23 protein-coding genes are annotated in these 23,670 nt (G+C 64.0%); 6 read left to right on the top strand and 17 right to left on the bottom strand.

All coding sequences use genetic code 11. From position 1 onward, the window contains the following. The first annotated feature begins 239 nt into the window (after window positions 1–239). Window positions 240–1,163, top strand: a complete 924-nt coding sequence (locus tag AB0O58_RS25725; protein WP_363799690.1) for a glucose 1-dehydrogenase — start codon at window positions 240–242, stop codon at window positions 1,161–1,163. A 79-nt stretch (window positions 1,164–1,242) separates the two neighbouring features. Here the strand turns inward: AB0O58_RS25725 and AB0O58_RS25720 are convergent, their stop codons facing one another. From AB0O58_RS25720 to AB0O58_RS25700, 5 genes are all read right to left on the bottom strand, one after another. Continuing rightward, window positions 1,243–2,001 carry an SDR family oxidoreductase gene (locus AB0O58_RS25720; RefSeq protein WP_363799689.1) on the bottom strand — a complete coding sequence of 253 codons (759 nt, stop codon included), beginning with the start codon at window positions 1,999–2,001 and terminating at the stop codon, window positions 1,243–1,245. A gap of 68 nt (window positions 2,002–2,069) precedes the next feature. Continuing rightward, a complete protein-coding gene (locus AB0O58_RS25715) occupies window positions 2,070–2,807 on the bottom strand; it encodes a 1-acyl-sn-glycerol-3-phosphate acyltransferase (protein ID WP_363799687.1) in 738 nt (245 codons plus the stop codon). Window positions 2,808–2,822: 15 nt separating this feature from the next. After that, window positions 2,823–3,578, bottom strand: a complete 756-nt coding sequence (locus tag AB0O58_RS25710) for an ABC transporter permease (protein WP_366238978.1) — start codon at window positions 3,576–3,578, stop codon at window positions 2,823–2,825. Beyond that, window positions 3,575–4,558 (bottom strand): ATP-binding cassette domain-containing protein, encoded by a 984-nt coding sequence (locus AB0O58_RS25705; RefSeq protein WP_032374758.1) that lies wholly within the window; start codon window positions 4,556–4,558, stop codon window positions 3,575–3,577. The genes AB0O58_RS25710 and AB0O58_RS25705 overlap by 4 nt, the downstream gene beginning before the upstream one ends. A 96-nt stretch (window positions 4,559–4,654) precedes the next feature. Further along, complete coding sequence (locus tag AB0O58_RS25700; RefSeq protein ID WP_094718981.1) at window positions 4,655–5,620, bottom strand: lysophospholipid acyltransferase family protein; 966 nt, start codon at window positions 5,618–5,620, stop codon at window positions 4,655–4,657. A 116-nt stretch (window positions 5,621–5,736) separates the two neighbouring features. Here AB0O58_RS25700 and AB0O58_RS25695 point away from each other — a divergent pair, with 116 nt between their 5' ends. Beyond that, complete coding sequence (locus tag AB0O58_RS25695) at window positions 5,737–7,140, top strand: GntP family permease (RefSeq protein ID WP_032374757.1); 1,404 nt, start codon at window positions 5,737–5,739, stop codon at window positions 7,138–7,140. Between the two features lie 19 nt (window positions 7,141–7,159). Here AB0O58_RS25695 and AB0O58_RS25690 read toward each other — a convergent pair whose 3' ends face one another. From AB0O58_RS25690 to AB0O58_RS25670, 5 genes are all read right to left on the bottom strand, one after another. Then, complete coding sequence (locus tag AB0O58_RS25690; RefSeq protein ID WP_366238977.1) at window positions 7,160–7,864, bottom strand: M50 family metallopeptidase; 705 nt, start codon at window positions 7,862–7,864, stop codon at window positions 7,160–7,162. Between the two features lie 61 nt (window positions 7,865–7,925). Beyond that, window positions 7,926–8,882 (bottom strand): acyl-ACP desaturase, encoded by a 957-nt coding sequence (locus tag AB0O58_RS25685; protein ID WP_167329357.1) that lies wholly within the window; start codon window positions 8,880–8,882, stop codon window positions 7,926–7,928. Between the two features lie 130 nt (window positions 8,883–9,012). Next, on the bottom strand, window positions 9,013–9,477 hold the full coding sequence (locus AB0O58_RS25680; protein ID WP_283542494.1) for a GtrA family protein: 465 nt from the start codon (window positions 9,475–9,477) through the stop codon (window positions 9,013–9,015). A gap of 107 nt (window positions 9,478–9,584) precedes the next feature. Continuing rightward, entirely contained in the window at window positions 9,585–9,752 is a 168-nt protein-coding gene (locus tag AB0O58_RS25675) for a hypothetical protein (protein WP_167326956.1), read from the bottom strand. Between the two features lie 83 nt (window positions 9,753–9,835). Then, the gene (locus tag AB0O58_RS25670; protein WP_366238976.1) at window positions 9,836–11,221 is read right to left on the bottom strand and encodes a hypothetical protein; all 1,386 of its coding nucleotides are present in this window, start codon (window positions 11,219–11,221) and stop codon (window positions 9,836–9,838) included. Window positions 11,222–11,377: 156 nt separating this feature from the next. Here AB0O58_RS25670 and AB0O58_RS25665 point away from each other — a divergent pair, with 156 nt between their 5' ends. Next, the gene (locus AB0O58_RS25665) at window positions 11,378–12,142 is read left to right on the top strand and encodes a pirin-like bicupin family protein (protein ID WP_205025451.1); all 765 of its coding nucleotides are present in this window, start codon (window positions 11,378–11,380) and stop codon (window positions 12,140–12,142) included. Window positions 12,143–12,253: 111 nt separating this feature from the next. Beyond that, window positions 12,254–12,727, top strand: a complete 474-nt coding sequence (locus AB0O58_RS25660; protein WP_228139326.1) for a DUF4190 domain-containing protein — start codon at window positions 12,254–12,256, stop codon at window positions 12,725–12,727. Window positions 12,728–12,743: 16 nt separating this feature from the next. On the opposite strand, the gene AB0O58_RS25655 is transcribed toward AB0O58_RS25660, so the two are convergent. Genes AB0O58_RS25655 through AB0O58_RS25645 form a run of 3 tightly spaced genes read right to left on the bottom strand, consistent with a single transcriptional unit; the run spans window position 12,744 to window position 15,813 of the window. Then, window positions 12,744–14,327 carry an ABC transporter permease gene (locus tag AB0O58_RS25655; protein WP_366238975.1) on the bottom strand — a complete coding sequence of 528 codons (1,584 nt, stop codon included), beginning with the start codon at window positions 14,325–14,327 and terminating at the stop codon, window positions 12,744–12,746. Then, window positions 14,324–15,202 (bottom strand): ABC transporter ATP-binding protein, encoded by an 879-nt coding sequence (locus AB0O58_RS25650; RefSeq protein ID WP_032401356.1) that lies wholly within the window; start codon window positions 15,200–15,202, stop codon window positions 14,324–14,326. The genes AB0O58_RS25655 and AB0O58_RS25650 overlap by 4 nt, the downstream gene beginning before the upstream one ends. Next, window positions 15,199–15,813, bottom strand: coding sequence for a TetR family transcriptional regulator (locus AB0O58_RS25645; RefSeq protein WP_032375045.1), 615 nt, complete (start codon window positions 15,811–15,813; stop codon window positions 15,199–15,201). The genes AB0O58_RS25650 and AB0O58_RS25645 overlap by 4 nt, the downstream gene beginning before the upstream one ends. Before the next feature lie 54 nt (window positions 15,814–15,867). On the opposite strand from AB0O58_RS25645, the gene AB0O58_RS25640 reads away from it, so the two are divergent. After that, entirely contained in the window at window positions 15,868–17,826 is a 1,959-nt protein-coding gene (locus AB0O58_RS25640; protein WP_219520491.1) for a M13 family metallopeptidase, read from the top strand. 72 nt (window positions 17,827–17,898) lie between these two features. Then, window positions 17,899–19,209, top strand: coding sequence for a cytochrome P450 (locus tag AB0O58_RS25635; RefSeq protein ID WP_027495274.1), 1,311 nt, complete (start codon window positions 17,899–17,901; stop codon window positions 19,207–19,209). On the opposite strand, the gene ugpC is transcribed toward AB0O58_RS25635, so the two are convergent. From ugpC to AB0O58_RS25615, 4 genes are read right to left on the bottom strand one after another with little or no spacing between them, the layout of a single operon-like run. Next, window positions 19,187–20,269: a sn-glycerol-3-phosphate ABC transporter ATP-binding protein UgpC gene (gene ugpC, locus AB0O58_RS25630; RefSeq protein WP_222098675.1), complete on the bottom strand. Its 1,083-nt coding sequence runs from the start codon at window positions 20,267–20,269 to the stop codon at window positions 19,187–19,189. The two genes, AB0O58_RS25635 and ugpC, sit on opposite strands and share 23 nt — an antisense overlap. Further along, a complete protein-coding gene (locus AB0O58_RS25625) occupies window positions 20,269–21,594 on the bottom strand; it encodes an ABC transporter substrate-binding protein (RefSeq protein WP_032374751.1) in 1,326 nt (441 codons plus the stop codon). The genes ugpC and AB0O58_RS25625 overlap by 1 nt, the downstream gene beginning before the upstream one ends. A 28-nt stretch (window positions 21,595–21,622) precedes the next feature. Next, the gene (locus AB0O58_RS25620) at window positions 21,623–22,513 is read right to left on the bottom strand and encodes a carbohydrate ABC transporter permease (protein ID WP_032374750.1); all 891 of its coding nucleotides are present in this window, start codon (window positions 22,511–22,513) and stop codon (window positions 21,623–21,625) included. Beyond that, the gene (locus AB0O58_RS25615; RefSeq protein WP_176457186.1) at window positions 22,510–23,442 is read right to left on the bottom strand and encodes a sugar ABC transporter permease; all 933 of its coding nucleotides are present in this window, start codon (window positions 23,440–23,442) and stop codon (window positions 22,510–22,512) included. Before AB0O58_RS25615 ends, AB0O58_RS25620 begins: the two co-directional genes overlap by 4 nt. Between the last annotated feature and the right edge of the window lie 228 nt (window positions 23,443–23,670).

Raw genomic sequence — 23,670 nt, 5'->3', positions numbered from 1 at the left:
TACGACTCGACGGCCTGAGCCCGGTGCAATACCGAGCCCAGGCCCTCGCAGCCTAGGATTTCCATTAACCGGTCCAACCCACGGGGTCCAGTGCAGCTGAATGCCGCATTCATCCGTTGGTGGGGATGGTGTGAACTTGGGGGATGGCGTGAACCAGGGAGAGACCCGACTCAGTTTGTTTGCGGGCGACTCTGGGCATTCGGCGTGAAGACGGAATCGAGCAGCAGGTTCCCCACGCAATGAATACCAGGTTCGGAGACGACCCCATCGTGAGTGATCAGTACACCTTCACCAATCCCGTCACGCAGTACCGCCAGGACGGATTCCCTGAGCAGCACCAGGATCCGCCCGGTCTCGCTGCCGATCTACAACCCCTGGCCGACCACGGCGAGCAGACGTACCGCGGGTCCGGACGGCTGACCGGCCGTAAGGCCCTGATCACCGGTGCCGACTCCGGCATCGGCCGTGCGGCCGCCATCGCCATTGCCCGCGAGGGTGCCGACGTAGTTCTCAACTACCTGCCGTCGGAGGAGAAGGACGCTCAGGACGTCGCCCGGCTGGTTCGCGACGCCGGTCGCACCGCCGTCCTGGCACCGGCAGACCTCACCGATGAGAAAGCTGCCCGCGCCCTCGTGCACACCGCCGTCGACGAGCTCGGCGGCCTGGACCTGTTGGTCAACGTGGCAGGCAAACAACAGTTCGTCGAGGATCTGGCGGATCTCACGTCGGAGCAGTTCGACCAGACCTTCAAAACCAATGTGTACGCACTGTTCTGGATCATTCAGGAAGCGGTGCCGCACATGCCTGCCGGCTCGACGATCGTGAACACCAGCTCCATCCAGGCGTACACACCCTCGCCCGGTCTGGTGGATTACGCGACGACGAAGATGGCCATCAACACCATCAGCAAGGCTCTCGCGCAGCAGTTGGCACCGAAGGGAATTCGGGTCAATGTCGTTGCGCCCGGTCCGTTCTGGACTCCGCTGCAGGCCGCGGGCGGGCAGCCGACGTCGGCACTGCCGGAATTCGGCAAGGAGACCCCACTGGGCCGGGCCGGTCAGCCGGCCGAGATCGCGGGCGCGTACGTGTACCTGTCCTCAGCGGAATCGGGATACGTCACCGGAGACACCCTCAACGTCAACGGAGGAATGCCGACGCCGTAGTCGCCTTCGCGCTCTGCGTGAATGGACCATTCACACCCGTCTGGGCTCTTGAATGGTCCATTCACGCATGCGGGAGACGTTAGTCCTTCGGGCCACCGGCTGCGTAGACGACCTGACCCGAGATGAAGCCGGCACCCTCACTGACGAAGAACGACGCCAGGTGGGCGATATCGTCGGGATGTCCGACGCGGTTGACCGGAATCTGCGACGCCGCAGCAGCTTTGAAGTCGTCGAACGTCATTCCGACTCGCTCGGCGGTGGCTGCCGTCATCTCGGTTTCGATGAATCCGGGGGCGATGGCGTTGGCGGTGACGCCGAACTTGCCGAGCTCGATGGCGAGAGTCTTGGTGAATCCCTGCATGCCGGCCTTGGCCGCGGAGTAGTTAGCCTGACCGCGGTTGCCCAGGGCCGAGGTGCTCGACAGGTTGACGATGCGGCCCCACTTGGCGTCGATCATGTGCTTCTGCACTGCACGCGTCATCAGGAACGAGCCGCGCAGGTGCACACCGAGCACGGAATCCCAGTCCTGCACCGTCATCTTGAACAGGAGGTTGTCGCGGGTGATGCCTGCGTTGTTGATCAGTATGGTCGGTGCACCGAACTCGCTCGCGATGCGGTCGACTGCAGTCTGCACCGACTCCTCGTCGGCCACGTTTGCGCCGATGGCCACTGCCTGCCCACCTGCGGCCTCGATCGCGCCGACGGTGTCGCTGCACGCGGCCTCGTCGAGGTCGACCACCGCGACGCCGAAACCGTCCTTGGCCAGTCGCTTGGCCACTGCTGCACCGATGCCCCGGGCACTACCGGTGACGATGGCCGTCTTGATCTGATCACTCACGAATATCTCCTGACACAACGCCGAATCGAATTACCTGTCATCTGTTTCTACCAACCCCGGCGGCGCAGTCAGTACGCAGCCACCGCTCCGTCGAGTGCTTTCTGCATTCCCTCTGCCACCACGCGGGTGATGTCGATCGGTTTCTGGGGCAGATCGGTGATGGGCGTATCGAAGTGGACGCTCGCCTGTTTCACTTTTGCCGAGCCGGGGCCGTAACTCAGTCCGATGCAGATCAATGTCGGTTCGACGCCGAGTTTGCGGGCCCGCATCGCGATGTGGCCGATTCCGCTGCCGACGTGTTGCACCGTCGTCGGGTCCTCGAGGTTGCAGGTGCCTTCCGGGAACACCGCGAGGTCGTCGCCGCGCTTCATTCTTTCGGCACTGATGTCCATCATGCGGTTGCCTGCCGCGCTGACTGCCCGCATCCCGTGATTCTTACCGCGAAAGACGGGAATGCCGCCCATCATGTCGATTCGCTTGCGCTGCTTGGGGTCCTGGAACAATTCGTCCTTCGCGAGCACTCTGGTGCGCCCGATCACCGGACGCAGCGGCGACGCCCAGGCCGCCGCTGCGAGGGTGTAGGGATCACTCTCGGTGAGGTGATTGACCGCGATGAGCAGACGCGTGTTGTCGTACACCAGACGCCGCAGCTCCTCCCGGGCACCGTCGGAGTACGACACCCGCGGGCGGAAGCGTCGGGCGAGGGCGGCGTACGCCAGCCTCGCAACCTGACGATTCTGCTGATGACGCAGATAGAAGTCGTACACCGTCTCGTCGTTCTCGAGAATTACCGCAGGCCGATCCATGACGCGAGCTTAGCCTCACTCGCGCGAGGAGCCCATAGCCCGGATGCCGACGATCAACCCGACCGCCGCGGTGGCTACGGCTGCGACGACACCTGCCGTCACCGTCGAACTCGCGAAGTCTCCGGCGAACAGTGCACGTTCGGCGTCGACGAGATATCCGAGCGGGTTGATGTTCACCAGGAACTGCATCCACCCCGGTGCGGCCGTCAGCGGCAACATCGTGCCCGAGAGGATCAGCAGCGGGAACATCAACGTCTGCTGAATGGACCAGAACACCCAATCCTGTCCGCGCACAGCCAAAGCCAACGCGTAGGACAGCGCGCCGAGCCCGACGCCGAACACCCCGAGCAGCACGATTCCCACAGCGGCACCGATCGGATTCACGGACAACCCCAGCGGCAATGCGACCAGAACGATCAACACGGCCTGCGCAGCGAGCGGCACCATTTCCTTGAACGCCCGCCCGACGAGCAGGGCAGATCGCGGCAACGGGGTCACCAACATTCGCTCGTGAGAACCCTGCTGCAACTCGGCCAGCAGATTGGAGCCCGTCATGGAAGTGCCGAAGATGGTGATCATCGCGAGAACACCCGGCACGAACCAGTCCCAGACACTTCCGTCGCCGAGACCGGGGACATCGGTGAGCAGTGGGCCGAACAGAGCGAGCAGGATCAGCGGTTGGACGAGACTGAAGATGACGGTGAACGGATCGCGCACCATCGGCCGCAATTCCCGACCCATCACCAGAGTGCTTCCGGAGAGAACGTTCATCGGAGTTCTCCTGCCACGCTCGCGTTGTCGAGGGCTGCGGCACTTTCCCGAAGACTACGGCCGGTCAGTCCGAGGAACACGTCGTCGAGAGTCGGTCGGGTCATGTCCGCAGTATGGACGCGGATACCGTGTAACTCGCTCCGCCGCACCACTTCCGGGAGAACGACTTCGGCGCGTCCGACACGCAGGTTCAGCCGCGAACCGGATCTCGTGACGTCTCTGATGCCGTCGATGCCGGCGAGAAGCGGAAGGAGCGCCGACGCGTCGGACACGGTGAGAACGATCAGATCGCCTGCCAGTTCCGATTTCAGCGACGCGGCGGTGTCGTCGGCGATGACGGTTCCGCGGTCGACGACGATGACCCGCTCGGCCATCGAATCGGCCTCGTCGAGGTAGTGGGTGGTCAGAACGATGGTCGTGCCCATCTCGCGTCGTAGCCGGAGGATGTGACCCCACAGGTTGGCCCGACTCTGCGGGTCCATTCCGGTGGTCGGCTCGTCGAGGAACAACAGTGCCGGTCGGTGCACCAGTCCCAGGGCGATATCGAGTCGGCGACGCTGTCCGCCGGAGAGCGTCGAGACGGTGCGCGAGCGCAGTTCGCCGAGCTCGAGTGCGTCGATCAATTCGTCTGCGCGAGTTCGTGATCGCTGACGAGTCATGCCGTAGCACAGGCCTTGCACGACGAGTTCGTCACGCACGCGCTGGTTGTGTCCCGCGCCGTTTCCCTGCCCCACATAGCCGAGACTGCGCCGGACACTGTCCCGGTCCCTGCCCACGTCGAACCCCGCGATCCGGGCCGAACCCGACGTCGGTGCCAGCAGCGTGGTGAGCATTCGCAGCGTGGTCGACTTGCCTGCACCGTTGGGGCCGAGGAGAGCGACCAGTTCTCCCTCACCGATCGTCAGATCGATGCCGCGCACCGCCTCCACGGTCTTCTTGCCCTGCCGAAAAGTCTTGGTCAATCCCGATGTTTCGATCATCTCGTGCGCCCCTCGTCGTATCGGTGAATCCGTACGAGAGGAGACGCTAGAAACGATCGCGGTCAGCTACGGTCCGCGATGCTCGGCGCGAGCGAACTAGCCGAACACCGGGAACTTGCGCTTGCTGGCGAGCTCGTCCATGCCGGCCTGAATACTGGCGCGGACCTCGTCGTATTTCGCGTCGACGTAGGCCTCGTCGTCACAGCGCGACGGATCGTGGTCGAGCTCGACCGGAGGCATGAACCGGGTTCGGATCTTGGCCGGCAACGGAATCTGCGGCAGCGCGGCAGGCGCGATGATCCACGGCAGCGAGATGGCGATGGGAAAGACCTTCAGGCGCGCAAACCTGTCCAGTCCGAGCGCTTTTGCGAGCTTGTCGCCTCGAATGAGCACCGGCATGGCGTCGGCCCCGCCCACGGTCGCCACCGGCACGATGGGCACACCCATCCGGATCGCAAGCTTGACGAAACCGGTACGACCACCCAGTGTCGCCTCGTCACGCTTGCTCCACGGACGCAGCGAATCGACCTCACCACCGGGCCACACGATCACGTCTCGGCCCTCGGCCAATGCGGTCGACATCGAGTCCGGAGCCGCCGGCAACACACCCATGGATCGAAAGACCTTGCCGATCAACGGAAATGCCATCAGCGCGTCGTGCGCAGTGCCGTGCAGGATTCGCTTGTCGCCGAAATGCCGCCACCACTGCGCACCCACCGTCCACGCGTCCCACACGAACGGCGCACCCGAATGCACTCCGACGACCAGAACCGGCGACTCGGGAATCGTCTCCCAACCGTCGATCTCCATCCGGAAGTAGCGATCCATCACCCCGTTCCAGAGCTTCTGCTGACGGTCCATCGCCACGGTGTTCTGATCGTCGAGATCCCAATTTCCTGCACGGTCGGCGACCACGGACCCGAGGCCCCCCGACGCCTTCTCGCGTCGCTCCTTCATCTTCAGCCGAGCCGCTGCGGCATAGCGCTGCGCTTGCTCGCGTAGAGCGTCCTTCGAAGGCTTGTCGGAGCTGTCCCCACCCACTACGTGATCCCCATCACTCATACCCGCACGGTACTCCACCACGAACTCCAGGTCCGACGACCGTGCTCGGTATCCCCGCGCGGGCACCGAGCTGTCCGTTATGGTCGAATCTCCAGCCGAGTGAACGAGGTACACAGATGGATCCGATCGAACCGGCGTACGGGACGACTCCCCTACTCCTGATCGCCGCAGCAGCCGTCGCAGTTCTGCTGTTCCTGATCATGAAGGTGAAACTGCACGCCTTCGTCTCGCTGGTTCTGGTCAGCGCCGTCACCGCCGTCGCAGCGGGCATTCCACTGGCAGACGTGCCGTCGGCATTGCTCTCGGGCTTCAGTTCCACCCTCGGTTCGGTCGCTCTACTCGTCGCCCTGGGTGTGATGGTCGGCAGACTGCTCGAAATCACCGGTGGCGCTCAAGTATTGGCCGATACCCTGATCAACCGATTCGGAGCCAAGCGCGCACCGCTCGCCCTCGGTGTCGCCGCGCTGATCTTCGGCTTCCCCATCTTCTTCGACGCCGGACTCGTCGTCTTCCTACCGATCATCTTCACAGTCGCCAAGCGCTTCGGCGGGTCGGTGCTGCTGTACGCGCTGCCGACCGCAGGCGCGTTCGCCGCGATGCACGCCATCGTTCCCCCGCACCCCGGCCCCGTCGCCGCCACGGAACTCCTCGGCGGAGATATCGGTTCGGTGCTTCTCGTCGGAGTTCCCGTCGCCGTCGTCTCCTGGTTCGTCGGCTCCTACCTCGTCGGTACCCAGCTCGGCAAACGATTCGTCACCGCGCCTGCCGACCTCTTCGCAGCCGGGTCGCAGAACTCCGAAGAACACGACAAGGAGATGGCCGCACTCCGCGACCCCGCCCCCAAGTTCGCTGCGGTGCTGCTCATCCTGCTGACGCCGTTGGTCCTCATCTCGCTCAACACCGTCGTCAACACGCTGACCACCTCGGGTGTGCTGACCGGAGACGAAACCTGGGCAGCGGCCCTGACTCTCATCGGTCAGACGCCCATCGCGCTGCTCATCACCTTGCTGCTGGCTCTGTTCATCCTCGCGCCGGGACGCTTCCCCGTCGCCGACGGTGCCAAGTACATGGATCAGGCCCTCGGGCCGATCTGCTCGATCATCCTGATCACCGGTGCCGGCGGCATGTTCGGCGGAGTACTTCGGGCCAGTGGCATCGGCCAGTCTCTGACCGCCTCGTTGTCCGATCTCGGACTGCCGATCCTGTTGCAGGCCTTCCTGATCGCCACCGCGCTACGCGTGGCGCAGGGTTCGGCCACCGTCGCCTTGACCACCACCGCCGGGCTGATCTCGGTCCAGGTCGCCGAGCTCGATCTGAGCAATTTCAAGATCGCGCTGTTGGTGTTCGCACTGGCTGCCGGAGCCACCGTGCTCTCCCACGTCAACGACTCCGGCTTCTGGCTCGTCAGCCGCTTCTTCGGCATGGACGAGAAAACCACCCTCAAGACCTGGACGGTCATGGAAACGACACTGGGACTGGCGATATTCGCCCTCGCATCACTGCTGTGGGTGGTGTTCTAGCGCTTCATCCAAGCCGCCGTCACTGCACCGGAACGAGGATTCTCCACGCCCCCAGTGCGAGTGCGCCGACGGTGACGACGAGAAACAGTCCGACCCAGACGATGCCGGGCAGGAAGGTGAGCCGAGCCAGTTGATCGGCGTCGGAGTCCCGCGCCCGTCCGGCACTTCGGGATTTCTGCAGTTCGAAAACGGGGCGCGGACCGGCGATCAGCAGGAAGAACGTGATGAAGTACGCCGCAGCGACCTGCTGTTCCCCGGTACCCCACCAGGATACGACGAACAGCAGCCCACCGACGGTGACGAGAGACAGCAGTCCGTAGATATTACGAATCATCAACAGCATCAACGCAATCGAGATGATGCCGATCCACAACACCGCCGACGCCCGCTGTGTACCCAGCACCAGAGCGGCTCCGAGTCCGAGAAGCGACGGCCCGACGTAGCCCGCGAAAGTCATGGCGATGACCCCGAGACCGGTGGGCTTGCCCTTGGAGATCGCGACGCCGGACGTATCCGAATGCAGCCGAAGACCCATCAACTGACGCCCGGTGATCAACGCGACGAACAGGTGCGCACCCTCGTGCGCGATGGTCACCACATTGCGTGCAATCCGCCAGGTCTGCGGCAACACGACGATGACGAGCGCCGCCAGGGCAGCCACTTGGACGATCCACACGGGTGGATCAGGACTCACCGCGGAAATGCGGTCCCAGAATTCGTTCACACCACACCCTATGTGAGCGGAACTTCGTAGCAGACTACGAAGTTCCGCTCACATAGGCACCTCAGGACGCGCGTGCTTCGGCCTTGGCGCGTTCGCGGGCCAGCGATCGATCTCGCATCTCCTCGAACTTGGTGGCCTGGCGCTCGAGGTCTTCGAGGAACGCGGCGAGTTCTTCGCGCTTGTTCTCACCGCGTGCGGTGAAGTCGTTGCGCTCGAACACTTGCCACTTGCGCAGCACGGGCCAGACGACGTCTTCGAGGTGCTGACGCAGGTCGTAGATGCCGTGCTTGGCCATCAGCACACCGTTGCGGCGGAAGTTCGGCATGCCGGCACCGGGCATGACGAAGTTCGTCACGATGTCCGAGACGGCCTGCAACGTCTGATCCGGCGAGATGTCCATCGCTGCGCCGGTGATGTTGCGGTAGAAGATCATGTGCAGGTTCTCGTCGGCGGCGATGCGCTGGAGCATGCGGTCGGCGATCGGGTCGTCACAGACCTTGCCGGTGTTGCGGTGCGAGACACGGGTCGCGAGTTCCTGGAACGTCACGTACGCGACCGAGTGCAACAGACCGACCCCTGCGCCGGCGGGCGACGCGTAGCCGTTGGTCATGTGGATCATGCGGGCTTCTTCGAGGGCGACGGGATCGACACCGCGGGTGACGACCAGGTAGTCGCGCATGACGATGCCGTGGCGGTTCTCCTCGGCGGTCCAGCGGCCGACCCAGGTTCCCCAGGCACCGTCCTGGGAGAAGTTCTCGGCGATCTCACGGTGGTAGGACGGCAGATTGTCCTCGGTGAGCAGGTTGGTGATCATCGCGGCCTGCGCGACGTCGGAGAGCTTGGACTGCTCCGGGTCGTAGTCCTTACCGCCGAGCGCGGCGAAGTTGCGGCCTTCGTCCCACGGCACGTAGTCGTGGGGATGCCATTCGCGCGCCATCGAAATATGACGGTTCACATTGTCCTCGGCAGTGGGCACCAGCTCCTGCAGAAGCTCGAGCTGTGTCAGATCCCTGGCCATTCGACATGCCTCCTCGCATTGACGTCAGCTCACGAGCCTAGGTCGATACGGGCGACTATCACGAAGCCTCGCCGAAACTCTGTTACAGGTAGCAACCGATCTTCGAGACCGGTCGTGCTCTGTCACAGCATCACGAATGAGCCGCTTCCATCCCGGGGAGGCCCGGCGAGCGGAACACCCATCCACGAAGGGCGAGGAATCGAGCGGCACCGACCAGACCGCTGACGGCGATCACAGCCAGGACTTGAACGTACGTGGCGGCGGCGGGAACGAGGAGGTGGACTGCGGCCAGCGCGGCGGTACTCAGACCCAGCCCGATCAGGGCGAGTCCTCCCGCTTCCCACTGGGTCTGGAACCAGCCGACGCGGTCGGCGGCGTGGAAGGTGTGGCGACGGTGCAACTCGTTGGCGAGAACGGTGCTCGCCGACGCTCCCGCCAGATTGGCGGGGAAAGATCCGAACGACGCGAGAGCGACGAACAGCAGTGCATAGACGCCGTTGCTCGATATCCCGACGATCACGAAACGAGCGAACTGGGCCGGCACAGTCTCACCGAACAGGCGTGCCCTGCAGTCGGGCTCCGTCGGCGCTGACAGTGCTGTGCTCACGAGGTCTCCAGTTGTAGAACCGGAAGCGTCGACCGACGCTTCGAATCGATACAACTCCGCGTCTGCGCGAATCGGTGCCAGAGGTGACCGAGGTCTCAGACCTTCGAGGAACTTTCTTCCCGTTCACGCTTCTTGCGACCGAGGTCGATGTTCAGCTTGTCGGGCTTGATCGACGCAACGAACAACACCGCGACGAGCACGACCACCACGACGATGGTGATGACTACCACCGCGATACCGAAAATTGCCAAAATACCGTTCATGTCCTGCCTCCCGTGTCAGGCAATACGGTACTTGTCGTAGACGGGCCGGTCCACGCCCGCCCCTACAGCCCGTTTCCCGGCAGTCAGCTGACCAACCGTTCGACCGCGCGCATCGGCAGAGACAGCCAGGTCGGTCGATTGCGCGCTTCGTACAGAACCTCGTAGACCGCTTTGTCCAGTTCGTACGCGCGCAGCAGATCGGCTTCGTCGCGTGGATCGTGGCCGGCCACCGACGCGTACCCGTCGAAGAAGGCCGTGATGCTCCGCGCAGCCCACTGCTCGGCGCGTTCCCGTAGAGCCGGGTCCTCCGGCAGGTCGACGAGGAGGTGGTTGGCGGCATAGTCGAACGACCGCAGCATTCCCGCGACGTCGCGCAAAGCACTGTCCATTTGTCTGCGCTCGTCCAGCGACTTGGCCGGCTCTCCCTCGAAATCGATGAGCAGCCACCGTTCGGGGGTCCCCAATACCTGCCCCAGATGCAGATCGCCGTGAATGCGTTGGACGGTGGTACTGCTCGACGCCTCGGCCCGTGAGATCAGGGCCGTCGCGGCGGGGATGTACTGGGCGATCTCCGGAACCACTCGCGCTACTCCGGAGATGCGTTCGAGGATTTCTTCGACGGCCGTCGATTCCACGGAACGTTCGGCGGTACCCAAAACCGAAGCGAGGTCGTGGTGTACCTGCGCGACGGCAGCGCCGAGTCGATACGCGTGGGGAGCGAAATCGGCGGACAAATCCTCGATCGGTGTGTCGGGGGAATCGAACACCTCGCGCACGCTGGCCAGCGCAGTGGTCCATCCCTCGGCAGAGTTCGCGGCGAAGTCCTGGATCATCCCCAGCGTGGTCGTCTCACCGCCGACCTGCGCTTCGAGCCACCCTCGCAGCGGTGCCACGTTGACGCTGCCTGCCTCGGCCAGCGCGCGATGCAGCTCGACGTCCGGACTGATTCCGGGCGGTACCTGACGAAACAGCTTGAGCAGCAGCAGATCACCGAGGATCACCGACGTGTTGGACTGCTCTGCACCCAGAACCCGACCGCGCATGCCCTGCGGCACGCTCGAACCGTCGACGACCTTGAATTCGATACTGCCCGTGGGGTTCTCATCGGAGAACGCGTCACCGTACAGGGCGATGATCTCCGGATCACGTAGGCCGTCGAACACTGCCATCTCACCGGGCACCGGCAACAGCCACGGGCGTAGTTCCTCGGGTAACTCGGAGCGGAAACCGAGGGGCACCTGATAGGTCTGGGTCACCGACGTGCCGTCTTGGACGAGGTCCACCTCGACGAGCAGGTGCTCGGCGGCGAAATGCGGCTCGTCGTGCAGTACGTCCCGAGCGACGATCCGTACGGCACCCACCGTCGAACCCTTTGCGCCGAACCATCGTTGACCTGGCAACCACGACACCAGTGCGTCCTCGAGCAAGTGTCGAACAGCGTGTGCCGCGCTCGAGCTGGAACCGACCATGAGTATCTCTCGCCGCCTTCGGGGAGTTGCAGAGCGTGTGACCGTACCGTGTCCGAACCTACCCACTCGGGGCCGCCGTCACACCCCGGCGGCAAAGACACCCGAACGTTATGCAGGTCGTACGCCGGTGCATCGACATGCTCGTACAGTGGGGACATGTCCGCTCCACTGACCGCCCACATCGATGTGCATCGTGCCGGTGATCGACTGAAAACCCGTGTGTCCTGGCTCGACTCGAAGCACTCGTTCTCTTTCGGTCAGCACTACGACCCCGAGAACACCCACCACGGCCTGTTGTTGGTGAACAACGACGACATCGTCACTGCCGGGCAGGGATTCGAAACGCATCCGCACCGCGACACGGAGATCATCACGTGGGTGGTGCAGGGATCTCTGGTGCATCAGGATTCGATCGGGCACTCCGGCATCATCTATCCCGGACTGGCGCAACGGATGAGTGCGGGCAAAGGCATCATGCACTCGGAGAAGAACGACTCCTGGAGTATCGACGGCAACCGGCACACCGAACCCGTCCGCTTCGTACAGATGTGGGTGATACCCGACAGTCCCGGCACCGCACCGGGCTACGAGCAACTCGAGATCGACGACGAACTGCTGCGCGGCGGACTCGTCACCGTCGCGTCGGGAATGAACCGACACCGTGGTCAGGCGGCCATCGGCATCGGCCAGAAGTCGGCCGCGTTGCACGCTGCGCGACTGACACCGGATTCGACCGTGACCGTTCCCGACGCACCGTTCGTGCATGTGTTCGTGGTCCGCGGCACCGTCTCGATGGAGGGTGTCGGAGAACTGTACGAGGGTGACGCGGTACGCATGAGTTCCACTGGCGGACAGCGAATTACGGCCTCGGAACCAGCCGAGATCCTGATCTGGGAGATGCACTCGCGACTGGGCGGCTGACAGGAACGCTCGATGACAAGTTGATCACGGGGGCACGTGGCGTCTGCGCGCACGACTGAGATCTGCATACACTCCGAGCGTTCACGATCGCCAATCTCGGAGGTATCAGACGTGTCGAATGACTATCCCCCGCCCGGAAACTATCCTTCACCCGGCGAGTACCCCCAGCAGGGCGGATATCAGCAGGGTGGATACGAGCAACAGCCGGTAGCGCCGAAGAACACCATCGGCACAGTGGCTCTGGTTCTCGCGATTCTCGGTGTGCTGTTCTCCTGGACCATCGTCGGCGGCATTGTTCTCGGCCTGATCGCGATCGTCCTCGGCTTCATCGGTCGGTCGAGGTACAAGAAGCGCGTCGCCACCAACGGCACCGTGTCTCTCATCGCGATCATTCTCGGTTTCGTGGCGGCGGCTTTGTCGATCGTTCTCGTCGTCGTCGGCGTCGGCCTGTTCAATGCAGTCGGTGGACAGGACTTCACCGACTGCATGACCAACGCAGGCAGTGATACTGCAGCGCAACAGCAATGCGCCGACGAATTCCAGCAGAACGTCGAGAACCAGTACGGCGACTCGACACCGAACTGAGTCGCGGCCGATTCACTCAGCCGCGGACGTCCCGTCGGCGCAGCGCGATGCTTCCGGCACCGCCTGCGGCGGCGGCGACAGCGACGAGCCACAGCGAGGGCATTACCGAGAATTCTCCACCCGGCAGCTTGGGCAGGTGGGTGAACGGCGAGATGTCCTGTGACCACTGGGGCAGCCCGACCACCGCCCCGATCTGCCCCAGGGCAACGAAGCCGCCGATGACCGCCCACAGGACGGTCGCGAATCGAGGGACAGCGCCGAACAATGCCACGCCGATGGCCGTCACCACCCACACGGCCGGGAGCTGAGCCAGAGCGCCGACCACGGCGGACGGCAGTTCGCGCGACATGTCGCCGGTTGCCGACCCGTACGTCAGCCCGATGGTGAGGCCGACGACCAGCAGTAGCCACACCGGGCCGAGGACGGCGAAGAGTAGATACCCCGCCGCCCACCGACGGCGCGAGATACCGGTGGCCAGCACGATCTCGGCCAGACCCGACTCTTCCTCGCTGTGCAGACGTAGCACGGCCGACGCGGAATAGGCCGCCACCATGATGCCGACCATGCTCAGCACGACGGCGATGAACGACTGTTCGATCGTGGTGCCGCCGAACTTGCCCAGTGCGTCGCTGATGGCGGCGCTGCTACCGAGTTGATCGCCGATGCCGTCCGTGGACGATCCGATCGCGATACCGAACAGGGCGAGGCCGACGGTCCAGACGACGGTGGTTCCGCGGGACAGTCGCCACGCGAGGGCGACGGGACCGGACAGCGACGGAACGGCAGCCACCCGGCCGCGGCGTTCGGCCCGCAGACCACTGCCGAGATCGCGTCGATTCGCTGCCACGAACGCTGCGGCGACGAACGCCGTAGCGGTCGCCAGCGACAGCAACAGCGGCCACCACCGTTCGTCGGCGAACGGTCGCACCTGCGCCGACCACCCGATCGGCGAGAACCACGACAGGGTTCCCGAACCGATGTCGCCGATCGCTCTGAGAACGAACGCTGCGGCCAACACGCCGAGGGCATAGCCGCGAGCCGCGCGAGCCCCGGACGCCACCTGCGCTGCCAGCCCCGCGCAGCCGACGAACACGGCACCGACGACGACGATCGAGGCACCGAACGCGACGCTCCCGGCCACCGACAGACCGAATGCCCACAGCGAGACGAACGACAACATTCCCGTCGCCAGCACGCCGCCGCCCGCCAGCAGCACGGCCGCTGTCAGTCCTGCGAATCTGCCCACTGCAGTCGACCCGACCAGCTCGACACGGCCCGCGTCCTCCTCACCGCGGGTATGCCGAACGACGGTGAGGATCGCGGCCAACGGAACGAGGGTCAGCATCAGTCCGGCGCGCCACGACACCAGGGCACCGAGGTCGCTACCGAAGATCGGCCCTACGAGAGCCGCTTGCGCCGGCACTGCCTCGGTGCCGAGATAGAACGTACGACGGTCTGCCGCCGTCGGATACAGCCCCTCGAAGCTGACCGCGTACAGCAGCGGGAGCGCTCCGAGCAAAACGACCCAGATCGGCAACACGAGTCGGTCGCGGCATAGATACAACCGCAGCAATGCCGCTGTGCCGCTCAGACTGTTCATGCGTAGTACCTCAGGAACAGCTCTTCGAGAGTCGGCGCGGAGCTGATCATGCTCTGCACGCCTGCGTCGGCCAGGACGTGCATCACCGCAGCGAGCGCCTCGTTCTCCACCGTGCAGGTAATCGTGGACCCGTCCACGGTCACCCCACTGACCCCGGTGAGCCTGTCGAGATCGCCGGGTACTCGATCCACAGTGATAATCATCGTCGTGCGGGTGAGGTGCCGCATCGACGCCAGGGTCCCGGTGTCCACCGTGCGCCCGTCCCGGACGATGGTGACCGAACTGCACAACGCATCCACCTCGGACAGGATGTGCGAGGACAGCAGCACCGTGACTCCGCGTCGCGCAGCATCTTTCACGCATTCGGCGAACTGCTGCTCCATCAGGGGATCGAGACCGGAAGTGGGCTCGTCGAGGAGCAGCAGCTCCACGTTCGATGCCAGGGCCGAGATCAGAGCGACCTTCTGGCGATTGCCCTTCGAATAGGTGCGACTCCGCTTTCCTGGGTCGAGGGAGAACCGTTCGATCAGCTCGGCCCGGCGGCCGGAATCGATACCGCCGCGCATCCTGGCGAGCAGATCGATCACCTCCCCGCCGGTCAACGACGGCCACAGCGTCACATCTCCGGGAACGTAGGCCAGCCGTCGATGCAGTGCGACGCCGTCGGCCCACGGATCACCGCCGAGCAACCGGACCGTCCCCGACGTCGCGCGCACGAGACCGAGCAGGACGCGGATCGTGGTCGATTTACCCGACCCGTTGGGGCCGAGAAAGCCGTGCACATCACCGGTCTCGACGTGCAGGTTCAGGCCGTCGAGGGCCCGGACCGAACCGAACGTCTTCACCAGATCGTCGACTGCGATGGCGTCGGTCATTGCTCGGCCTCCAGATAGGTGTCCAAGATTCGAGAATCGGTGAACAATCCATCGGTGTACAGCTCGAGTGCCGGCAGCATGACCTCGTCGCCGAGCGCGCTCAGAGCCGCACGGAAATCCACGTCCGGGCCGGCCATCTGCACGTACAACAGCAGACCGCCCACGTTCTGGCGCGTCAGGAACCGGGCGCGCGCCGCGGGGTCGCGGCTGGGTGTGAATCGGCCGTCGCGCACTCCGTCGTCGAGGTACCGGACCGCGTCGTCGACCATGTGCTCGAACAACTCTCGGGCCAGCGCTCCGCCCGAGGAGAAGCTCCGCACGATGTAGGCGACGAGCGGTGCGTACTCGTCGATGCGAGCAAGCTGTTCCATCACCCCGGTAGGACCGGCCGAGGCGGCCTTCGATTCGCGGATCGTGCGCAGGACGTACTCGTCGCACGCCGCGCGAAGTCCGTCCTTGGACCCGAAGTGGTGGTTGAGCAGCCCGGGTGAGACGCCGGCGGCGCCGGCGATGGACCGCACACCGGCGGTGAAACCCTGCACGCCGAAGACGTCGATCGCGGTGTCGCGGATCCGCGCGCGAGTGGTCAGATCCTCCGATGCTGAACGCATGTACAGCACATTAAACACCCGTTCAATCAAGCGCAAGAGTGTAAAGATGGATACATGACTTCAGTAGTGAACTCGGGCATCGATCTCAGCTACCAGGACGAGAACACACGCGCGCAGGACGACCTCTTCGTGCACGTCAACGGCAAATGGCTGGAGGACTACAGCATTCCCGCCGACCGCGCCGTCGACGGTGCGTTCCGGACGTTGTACGACCGCGCCGAGGTCGATGTACAGACCATCATCGAAGAATCGGCGGCCGCGAATCCGCCCGCCGGTAGCGACGCACAGAAGATCGGCGACCTGTTCTCGAGCTTCATGGACGCCGACCGGGCCGAACAGCTCGGCACCACCCCGATCGCCGACGAGCTCGCCGCCGTTGCCGATGCGACCGACTTGGTCACGCTCGCAGGCGTTCTCGGCTCTCTGCAACGCACCGGAGTCGGCGGCGGTATCGCTCACTACGTCGACACCGACGCCAAGCGATCCGACCGCTACCTGGTGCACTTCAGCCAGTCCGGAATCGGCTTGCCCGACGAGTCGTACTACCGCCAGGACGAGTACGCCGACATCCGCGCGAGCTACATCGCGCACATCGCGAAGATGTTCGCGCTCAGCGGCGTCGAGTACGACGCGCAGACGGTGTTCGATCTCGAGCACAAGATCGCCGCGGGCCACTGGGACGTCGTCGCCCGGCGCGACGCCGAGAAGAGCTACAACCTCGTCCAGTTCGACACTCTGGTGCAGAACGAGCCCGGATTCAATTGGACCGCATGGATTTCCGGCCTCGGCGGCACCACCGAACAGTTCGCCGAGATCGTCGTGCGCCAGCCACCGTTCGTCAACACGTTCGTGTCCCTGTGGACGTCGGAGGACATCGAGACGTGGAAGGCGTGGCTCGCGTGGCGCGTCGTCCATGCCCGGGCTCCGTTCCTGACCAGCGCACTCGTCGACGAGAACTTCGCGTTCTACGGAACGACGCTGACCGGAACCGAGGAGAACCGCGAGCGCTGGAAGCGCGGCGTCTCGCTCGTACAGGACGTCCTCGGCGAGGCCGTCGGCAAGCTCTACGTCGAACGCCACTTCCAGGCGGACTCGAAGGCACGCATGCAGGTGCTCGTCGACAACCTCACCGAGGCCTACCGCCGCAACATCTCCGAACTCGAATGGATGAGCCCGGAGACGCGCCGCAAAGCCTTGGACAAGCTGGACAAGTTCACTCCCAAGATCGGCTACCCCGACCGCTGGCGCGACTACTCGAGCGTCGACATCACCGCCGACGATCTGCTCGGCAACTACCGCCGCGGCTACGAAGCCGACTATCAGCGTGATCTCGACAAGCTCGGAGGACCGGTCGATCGCGACGAATGGTTCATGACGCCGCAGACCGTCAACGCCTACTACAACCCCGGGATGAACGAAATCGTCTTCCCCGCAGCCATTCTGCAGCCGCCGTTCTTCGACGCCGAGGCCGACGACGCAGCCAACTACGGCGGGATCGGAGCCGTCATCGGGCACGAGATCGGGCACGGATTCGACGACCAGGGTGCCAAATACGACGGCGACGGCAACATGGTGGATTGGTGGACCGACAGCGACCGCACCGAATTCGGTAAGCGCACCACAGCCCTGATCGAGCAGTACAACGAATTCGAGCCGAAGGCACTGCCCGGCCACAAGGTCAACGGCGAATTCACCATCGGTGAGAACATCGGCGATCTGGGTGGCCTGTCCATCGCCGTCGCCGCCTACGAGATCTCGCTCGAGGGCAAGGACGCACCGGTGCTCGACGGCCTGACCGGGTTGCAGCGCGTGTTCTTCGGCTGGTCGCAGGTATGGCGCACCAAGGCACGAGACGCCGAAGCGATCCGTCGTCTCGCCGTCGATCCGCACTCGCCGCCGGAGTTCCGGTGCAACGGAGTCGTGCGCAATCTGGACAGTTTTCACGAAGCGTTCGACGTTCAGCCCGGTGATGCGCTGTACTTGGACCCGGGGAAGCGCGTCAAGATCTGGTAGCACGTGAGTGGAACTTCGTAGTCTGCTACGAGAAACCACTCACATAGGGCGGGACAAAGGGGAGGACAGCGGATGAGGGAATTCGTACGGTGGATCGCGGCGCACGGGGTCATCAGGTTCGGGGCCAAGCGTGCTGCGGCCGCCGGTGACCGGCAGGCCATGCTGGTCGCCGATCCGGCGACGCGGGCAAATCCGACGCCGGTGTACGAGGAACTGCGGGCGACGGCACCGCTGGTGAAGACTCGGATCTCCAACATCACCGTGCATCACCGGGTGGCGTTCGCGCTGCTGCGGTCCGACGATTTTCGGGTCACCCAGCTGGGCGGCACGTTGCCGGCACCGCTGAAGTGGGTGGAACGCCACACCCGCTCCGGTGCCCTGCATCCGATCCTCCCGCCGTCCCTGCTGTCGGTCGAGCCGCCCGATCACACCCGCTACCGCAAGCTGGTGTCCTCGGTCTTCACCGCCCGGGCGGTCGCGCAGATGCGAGATCAGGTGCAGGAAACCGCGGACGCGCTACTCGACGAATTGTCCGACGGCAGCCCTGTCGTCGACATCGTCGACAGGTACTGCGCTCGCCTTCCCGTCGCAGTCATCGGCCGCATCCTCGGCGTTCCGGAGAAGGACAATCAGCGCGTCCTCGAATTCGGCGAAATGGCGGCACCCAGCCTCGACATCGGTATCTCGTGGAGCCAGTTCAAGCAGGTGGAGCGTGGCCTCATCGGTTTCGACGCGTGGCTCTCGCAGCACATCGCCGAACTTCGCCTCAACCCCGGCGACGACCTGATGAGCCAACTGATCGCCGCCGAGGACGAGGGCATCGGCCTGAACGACGAAGAGCTCAGGGCTACAGCAGGATTGGTATTGGCGGCCGGGTTCGAGACAACTGTCAATCTGCTCGGCAGCGGCATCCAACTCCTGCTCGATCATCCGGATCAACTGGCTGTGCTGCAACAGGATCCATCGCACTGGCCCACCGCGATCGACGAGATGTTGCGGATGGAATCTCCCGTTCAGCTGACAGCTCGGGCGGCCAAGCACGACGTCGTCGTCGAGGGTGTGCCGATCACGAAGGACTCACTGGTCGTCCTCGTGCTGGCCGGTGCCAACCGCGATCCGCTGGTGTTCGAGGACCCCGACCGGTTCGACGTCACCCGCGACAACGCGGGTAAGCACCTGTCGTTCTCCGGCGGACGCCACTACTGCCTGGGCGCAGCGCTGGCGAAGGCAGAGTCGGAGGTGGGTCTGAAGACGTTGTTCGACAGGTTCCCCCACCTGCGTTCGGCAGGCGAGGGAACCCGTCGCGACACGCGCGTATTGCATGGGTGGGCAACACTTCCGGTGGATCTGGGTGAACCCGTCAGGACAACCGCAGGCCGGTAGCGGAGTCGAAGAAGAACAGTTCGTCGAGCACCGGCTTCAACCGGACGGTCTCGGCGAGGGCGACCGACAGCTTGCGATCCACCCTCACCGAAATACGTCCCGAGGGCGTCGTCCACTGACCGTCGGCGTTGGGCGCCGAGGCGTACACGAACGACTCCGCACCCAATTCCTCGATCAATTCGACGGTGAGCCGGAGTCCACCCGCATGTTCGCCGACGAGCTCCCACGATTCCGGCCGAACCCCGACGACGACGCGGTTGCCCGCCGACGACGGAACAGGGATCCGAACGTCTCCGAGGACCGCAGCGCCCTCGTGCACGGGAGCGTCGACGAGGTTCATGCCGGGAGACCCGATGAACCCGGCGACGAAGGTGTTGACGGGGTTGTCGTACAGCTCCCGCGGTGCGGCGATCTGCTGTAACTTGCCGTCCCGCAACACCGCAACCCGGTCACCCATTGTCATCGCCTCGACCTGATCATGGGTGACGTACACGGTCGTGGTACCCAATCGCTTCTGCAGTCCGGCGATCTGGGCCCTCGTCGACACTCGCAATTTGGCGTCGAGGTTGGACAGCGGCTCGTCCATGCAGAACACCTTGGGTTGACGAACGATTGCTCGCCCCATGGCTACTCGCTGCCGCTGCCCACCGGAGAGCTTGCCGGGCTTGCGATCCAGCAGCGGCTCGAGTTCGAGCATCCTCGCGGCGTCCAGTACGCGAGCCGCTGTGTCGGCCTTGCTCATTCCCGCGTTTCGCAGTGCGAAGCCCATGTTGTCGCCGACGGTCATGTTGGGGTACAGCGCGTAGTTCTGGAACACCATCGCGACGTCCCTCGCCCGTGGGGCGAGCGAGGTGACGTCCACTCCGCCGATGTCGATGTGGCCGCTCTCGACGGATTCGAGGCCGGCCAACATCCGCAGACTCGTCGACTTTCCACATCCGGACGGTCCCACCAGCACGATGAACTCGCCGTCCGCTATGTCGAGTTCGAGCGTGTCGACAGCGAGAGAGTCCGCGCCCGGGTACCTGTGCGAGACACCCGCATAGTGAACGGTCGCCATTACTTCGGCAGCTTCGGGGTGATCTGACGGTCGATGATCTGCTGCAATTGATCCGAGACGGACGCGAATGTCGTTGCGACGTCGGCATTCTGCAGAGCGATCTGCTCGAGACCGCTACCGATGATCTTGTCGCCGCCGGGCACGAACACGCGGGCAGCGTCCTGGGAGCGGGTACGCGCCAACTGGTCCACGGCTGTCTTCGCGTTCGGGTTGGCCTCGAGGAACGCGATTTCCGACGGGTCCTGCTGCGCCGACTTGCGGACCGGCATGTACCCGGTGTTCTGCGAAAAGTACGCAGTGTTGGCACCGTTGGTCACGAAATCGATGAACCTGAGCGCGTTCACCTTTCGCTCGTCGGAAATTTTGGCCGGGATGGCCAGACCCGCGCCGCCGGTGGGGCATCCGGGCGCACCGTCGGTGGCCGGAAGGAAGGCCGTACCGAACTCGAACGCGGCACCCTTGGTGATGGTGGACAGGTCTCCGGTGGAGGCGATCGTGGAGGCGAGGATGCCCGCGGCGAAGTCGTTGGCGATGTCGTTGGAGACCGCCGCGTACTTCTTGGTGTGGATCATGTCCTGCAGGAACTTGCCTGCCGCAATGGTATTGGGATCGTCGAAATTCAGATCGAACTGATCGGAGTACGATCCGCCGAACGTCCAGATCGGTCCCTCGAACGTCCACCCGAGATAGTCGACGGCGTTGCCCCAACCGTGGGCGAGCTTGCCGTTTCCGACGACGGCCTGGATGCGCGGGCCCCACTCGTCGAATTCCTGCCACGTGGCCGGTCCGCGATCGGGCAGGCCGGCTGCCGACCAGACGGCCTTGTTGTAGTAGAACAGCGGAGTCGAGCGCGCGTACGGCAGAGCCCAGTGGCTACCGTTCCAGTTGTAATCGGCAAGAAGCGAATCCACGTAATCGGACTGGTCGACCCCGGCCGCAGAGAAATGCTTGTCGAGGGGCTCGATCGCACCGGTGAGTGCGTAGTTGAACCACCAGACATCCGAGAGTACGACGACGTCGGGCACATCGTTGCCCGAGAGCGCCGCGTTGAACTTCTGCGACACCTCCTCGTAGTTCTTGCCGCCGTCGATGAGATTGACCGTCAGTCCGGGGTTCTGCGCCTGGAACCGCGAGATCAGCTCCTTCTCGAATTCCTGGGACTTGCCCGGGTGGTTCGACCAGAAGTTGATGGTGTTCGCATCGCCTTCGACGCCGCCGCCGCCGGACGAGCCCGATCCGGGACCGCTGCACGCCGCGAGGGCTGCGGCGGCCGCAGCCGCACCGGTGAGCGTGAGGAAGCCACGCCGATTGATGATGTGTGCCATGGTGTTCGACTCCTGATAGTGAGGTGGATCAGCCCTTGACCGCACCGGAGGTGAGGCCCTTGATCATGTGGCGCTGCAGGACGAGGAAGACGAGAAGAATCGGCAGAATGGTGAGCACTGTCGCGGCCATGACCGCTCCCCAGTTGGTGTAGCCCTCGCTGTTCTGCAGCAGCGTCAGGCCGACCGGTAGCGGAGCAACCGACGAGTCGTCGGACATCAGGAACGGCCAGAGGTATTCGTTCCATTCGGTGACGATGGTGATGATCGCGAACGCCACCATCGTCGGACCCGACAGCGGCAGGATGACGCGGAACATCAACCGCACCGGACCCGCACCGTCCATGCGCGCGGCCTCGATGATCTCCGGTGGCAGCGACAGGAAGTGGTTACGCATCAGGAAGGTACCGAATGCAACGCCTGCCAGCGGAATGATGATGCCCTGAAACGAGTTTCGCCAACCGAGCTCGGAGATGAGCGAGTAGTTGGAGATGACGGTGATCTGATTGGGCACCATCAGTGCGGCAATGATGACGAGGAAGACGATGTTCTTGCCCGGAAAGCGCAGAAAGACCAGGCCGTACGCACTGAGCACACCGAGGACGAACTTGATCGACGCGACCGCCGTGGTGATGACGATCGAGTTGCGCAGATACGTGAAGAACGGCACCTCCGTCGTCGCCTCGTCGTAGTTCTGGGGGTGAAAAGTGCTGGGCCACCACGTGACCGGTTGAACGTAGATGTCGGGTCGGTCCTTGAACGAGGTGACCAGAATCCAGAACAGCGGTAGGCCGATCATCAGCAGGACGGCAACCATGGCCGCGTAGCCGAGGACATTCGCGCTGCGACGCGTGCGCTGCGGGTCCCGACCGAGCGAAGGCTTTTCCGGCACTGCAGCATCGGGCTTGCTCACCAAGGTCATCGCTGATCGTCCCGATCCATGATTCGTACCTGTACGAGAGTGACGATCAACAGCACGAGGAACAGGATGGTCGCGACGGTCGCCCCGTAGCCGGCCCGGAAGTTACGGAACGTTTCCTCGTAGACCTGGTAGACCATCGTGGTGGTTCCGGTGCCCAGTGGGCCACCGCGCGTCATGACGTTGATGATGTCGAAGACCTGAAGGGAGTTGAGCAACACCGTGATCGAGAGGAAGAACGTCGTCGGACGCAGTTGCGGTAGAAGCACTTTCCGGAACGTGGTCCAGCGGCCGGCCTGGTCGATCTCGGCCGCTTCCATCAATTCCTTGCGCACACCCTGCAGCGCCGCGAGATAGATGACGAAGGTGTAGCCCAGGTTCTTCCACAGGTAGGTGACGGTGATCATGACCATCGCCCATTTCGGATCCTGATAGAAATCCGGGACCGCACCGAGGCCGAATCTGCGCATCAGGTCCTGGACGAGTCCGAAGTTGGGATCGAAGACGAACTGGAATGCGATACCGATCGCGGCACCGGAGATCACGTAGGGCGCGAACACCGCGGAGCGAACGAAGTTGCGGCCCCGCAGTTTACGATCGAGCAGCAGCGCGAGAATCAGGCCGAGCACCAACGAGCCGACGACCGCGGCCACGGTGAACACGACGGTGTTGCCGACGATCTGCCACGTGTCGTCGCGGGAGGCCCACTCGCGGTAGTTCTCGAATCCGACGAACGTGGACGTGGGCGAGGACAGGTTCCAGTCGAAGAACGAGAACTGGAAGTTCTCCACCAACGGGCGGTACGTGAACACCGCCAACAGAACCAGGTTGGGGCCCACGAGAATCAGGAACAGTGCGTAATCGGTCCACGGCCGCGAGAAGAAGCTCTTCTTGCCTGCCGTGGGCAGCACTCGTTCGGTTGTCGCACTCACCGCGAGGACTGTGCTCAGTCGCGGCTAACGAATGGTGAACGCGGCCCCAACTGGTGCCGTCACGCAGACCAACCTATGTGAGTGGAACTTCGTAGCAGGGGTCGAAGTTCCACTCACATGCGGCGAAGCCGCTCTCATATGGAGGTCGGCCTGTCAACGACGGCATGGTGAAGCGGTGGCACGCACCGTCGTGTGTGCCACCGCTTCCTGTTGCCGGGATGGTGATCG

The sequence above is a fragment of the Rhodococcus sp. NPDC080181 genome, from assembly GCF_040702225.1.
In the GTDB taxonomy this organism is placed as follows: Bacteria; Actinomycetota; Actinomycetes; order Mycobacteriales; family Mycobacteriaceae; genus Rhodococcoides; species Rhodococcoides fascians.
Note: the sequence above shows the minus strand (reverse complement) of the source record. Positions and strands in the feature narration are given on the sequence as shown.